The organism is Streptomyces sp. NPDC059696 (assembly GCF_042733745.1).
Lineage (GTDB): Bacteria > Actinomycetota > Actinomycetes > Streptomycetales > Streptomycetaceae > Streptomyces.
Genome location: NZ_JBHWFG010000078.1, coordinates 1 through 3,348 on the forward strand (window position 1 = coordinate 1; position 3,348 = coordinate 3,348).

Sequence of the window (3,348 nt, forward strand, 5' to 3'; positions counted from 1 at the left end):
GTGCGATATGGGGCACGGATCTTCCTTCCGGGAGGGCGAGGGGCGGACGGCGGGGGATCAGGGCCATTCGACCTCGTCGTCGGCGCGGATGCTGGCGAAGGGCCATTCCACGTCTTCTCCCGCCGTTGCGGCGTGGGCGGAGGTCGTGGCGAGGAGGGTGACGAGTCCGAACGTGCCGATGAGGAGGGACAGTCGGGCAACGTGAAGTGCGGTACCCATGCGAGCTCCTAGCGAGGGCGGCGTGACCGCGGGACGGTGAGACCTCGTGATGCCAGGAAGCTAGTGAATCGGACTCGCAGTGGCAACGATATGCCAGACTTTGGCAACTTGCCTGGGTATCAGTCGGACTGTCGGCCGCTCGTGAAGACGGAGCGGCGGGATCCCGCGACCGCGTCGCTGAGCAGCAGCGTCTGCTCCCCCAGGGTCGGGGCGGCCAGCATGTCGCGCACCGGAAGCGTGACGCCCAGCTCACGGTCGATCCTGCGGACCAGCCGGGTGATCAGCAGGGAGTCCCCGCCGTGCGCGAAGAAGTCGGCGCCCTCCGAGGGGTTCGGGAAGCCGAGCAGATCACCCCAGCCCCGCGCCAGCACCCGGCGGATGTCGCGCGTGGTGACGGTCGGCCGACGGGAGCCGCGGCGGGCCGAGCGCAGCCGCGAGGCGTGCACCAGCGCCACCTGGTCGCCGAGGTTGCGCCGCGACAGTTCGCGCAGCGACACCGCGACGCCGAACCTCTCGGTGATCCTGCGGACCAGCCGGGTGATCAGCAGCGTGTCCCCGCCGCGTGCGAAGAAGTCCGAATGCTCGGTGAGATCGGAGCGGCCGAGGAGCTCGCTCCACACGCCGATCATGAACTCCCGTACGTCGCCGAGCCGGTACTCGTCGCCTTCGCGGCCCTTCGACGCGCCGGACCCCGCGGAACGGTTCCGGCCGGAGACGGCAGAGCGGTCACTGGCCATTGTCGCCACCTCCATGGACATGTGTCGGCTGCATCGACTCCCTGTCACGGTACGGGAGCACATGCTCTGTGGCAATATTTTTCCAAGCTGCGGGCAAGTCTACTTGCCATTCAGGCCCAGGAGTTGGGCGAGATGTGTAGGTCTTCGAGGTCGACAGGTTTGCCAAGCCGCGCGCGACCGGCATAGTCTCTGGCACAACTGGAAGGAACAGCGTGGCAGGCCACGGGGACCGGGCCGAGCCAGAAACCTTCGTCCTCCATCCATTCGTTGGGGCGTGCACGTGTTGGAGCAGCCATCTTTCGGCCGTCGTCTGAGGCAGCTGAGGACCGAGCGGGGCCTGTCCCAGGCCGCGCTCGCGGGGGACGGCATGTCCACGGGCTATCTCTCGCGCCTGGAGTCGGGTGCACGGCAGCCCACGGACCGCGCCGTCGCCCACCTGGCCGGACAACTCGGCATCAGTCCCTCGGAGTTCGAGGGATCCCGGGCCACATCGCTCGCCCAGATCCTCTCCCTGGCCACCTCCCTGGAGTCCGACGAGACCAGTGAGCTGCTCGCCGAGGCGGTGCGTTCCGCATACGGTCAGGACCCGATGCTCCGCTGGCAGGCCCTGTGGCTGCTGGGGCAGTGGAAGCGCCGGCACGGCGACTCGGCCGGCGAGCGCGGCTACCTCGAGCGGCTGGTGACGCTGAGTGAGGAGATCGGTCTGGCCGAGTTGCGCGCGCGGGCCCTGACCCAGTTCGCCCGGTCCCTGCGCGTGCTGGGCGAGATCGTCCCGGCGGTGGAGGCGGCCGGCACCGCCCACCGGCTCGCGGTCGACCACGCGCTGTCCGGTCAGGACAGGGCCGCGGCCCTGCTGGTCCTGGTGTCGGTGGAGGCCGAGGCGGGACGGATGCCCGACGCCCGGCGCCACGCCGACGAGCTGATCGCTCTGGTGAGGGGGCGGTCCGACACCCTGTGGGCCGAGGCGTTGTGGACGGCGGGCGCGCTGAAGGTGCGGCAGGGCGAGTTCGCCGCGGCGCAGGTCCTCTTCCAGGAGGCGCTGGACGGATTCGACAGCCGGGAGAACCTGACGATCTGGCTGCGGCTGCGCATCGCGATGGCCGAACTCCACCTCCAGAAGCTTCCCCCCGAACCCGACGCCGCGCAGCGCTGCATCGAGGCGGCGGAGGCGGCTCTCCCCTTCGCCCGCACACCCGCCCTGGAACAGTCCCTCGCCGCGCTGCGGGCGCGCCTCGCCTTCCACGAGGGCAGGTTCGCCGATGCCCGCGCGCTGCTGGAGAGGCTCGGTCGGACCGAGCTCCGGCTGCCCTATCAGAGCCGGATCCGCCTGGAGGTCCTCAGCCATCAGCTGCGCATCCTGAGCGGGGAGGAGGACGAGGGCCTGGCCGGCCTCCAGCTCCTGGCCGAGCAGGCGCAGGAGAACTCCAACATCAACCTCGCCGCGGAGATCTGGCGGCTCGCGGCGGAATGTCTCATGCGGGCACGCGGGAAGGTCGGGGGAGGCGCCGGCGGCTGAGGCCGCTTCGGACCGCGAGGTCCGTCGCCCCGCCGTGCCCGCCGCCGTCGGCGCGAGGCGCCGCCGCGTGCGGTCCCCCCGTACCGCCGCGGCCGTTCGCCCCCGGTTCTGCGTCTGCTGACGCATGTGTACCTCCTGCATCGGTCACTTTGTTGCCGAAATTATCGAACGCGCTGGCAATTACTTGCCTTTGGTGAAGGGGCGTGCTGATATGCAAGCCGAGTAGCCCTCCTCCGACCTCGGGCGGCCATGATGGGGAACATCGAGTTGATCGGCGAAAATGCTTGCCAGTGCTGGTGTGTTGTTGCAGCAATGAACGTTGAGAACTTTGGCAAGTTATTGCCAAAAACTGGTACATGCCTGTCCGTGCCGGACACCCACCGACGCCCGGGGGGCGATGCTCCGGCGCGGATCCGGTCCCACGTCGCACGGCCGACGGGCCGCGCCGTGCGGAACGAGGCGCCGGTGTGCGTCCGCTGACCGGTACAGCGGCTCCGGCCGTAGCAGGTTTCCACCGAGAAGAAGGCCGAGGCCCCGCCGTGAACCACGAGATGTCCCAGCGTGCCCTGTTGGAGGCGGCGGCCGAGGGACTGCGGCGGCTGGCCGGCGACGCGCGGTGCAGGACCGCTTTCGCCGCCCCCTCCTCGGCACTGCGGGACATGCTCTCCCCCGCCGCCCGCCGCTACGTGCTCGCCTCGGACCGCGCGGGCTTCCTCGAACAGGCCGCCCGGCTGCGCTCCCGGGGCTACCGCGTGAGCGCGGAGTTCGCCGGCCCCGATCAGGGGGCCACCGACGCCGTCCGTGCGGAGCACGTGGTCGAGGAGCATCTGCGGCTGCTCGACCACGAACCGGCCCCGGACCGGATCGGTCTGGACC

General features: G+C 70.2%; 4 protein-coding genes. 2 read left to right on the top strand and 2 right to left on the bottom strand.

What is annotated here, in order from left to right:
* Nucleotides 1-57: 57 nt before the first annotated feature.
* Both ACFV20_RS36530 and ACFV20_RS36535 read right to left on the bottom strand, forming a co-directional pair.
* Nucleotides 58-219 carry a hypothetical protein gene (locus tag ACFV20_RS36530; protein ID WP_158072180.1) on the bottom strand — a complete coding sequence of 54 codons (162 nt, stop codon included), beginning with the start codon at nucleotides 217-219 and terminating at the stop codon, nucleotides 58-60.
* Between the two features lie 119 nt (nucleotides 220-338).
* Complete coding sequence (locus ACFV20_RS36535) at nucleotides 339-956, bottom strand: acyl carrier protein (RefSeq protein ID WP_073771977.1); 618 nt, start codon at nucleotides 954-956, stop codon at nucleotides 339-341.
* A gap of 280 nt (nucleotides 957-1,236) precedes the next feature.
* Between ACFV20_RS36535 and ACFV20_RS36540 the strand changes: the two genes are divergently transcribed.
* Both ACFV20_RS36540 and ACFV20_RS36545 read left to right on the top strand, forming a co-directional pair.
* On the top strand, nucleotides 1,237-2,472 hold the full coding sequence (locus ACFV20_RS36540; protein ID WP_073771997.1) for a helix-turn-helix domain-containing protein: 1,236 nt from the start codon (nucleotides 1,237-1,239) through the stop codon (nucleotides 2,470-2,472).
* 539 nt (nucleotides 2,473-3,011) lie between these two features.
* The coding region (locus ACFV20_RS36545) for a hypothetical protein (RefSeq protein WP_385665393.1) at nucleotides 3,012-3,348 on the top strand (337 nt) is incomplete at its 3' end.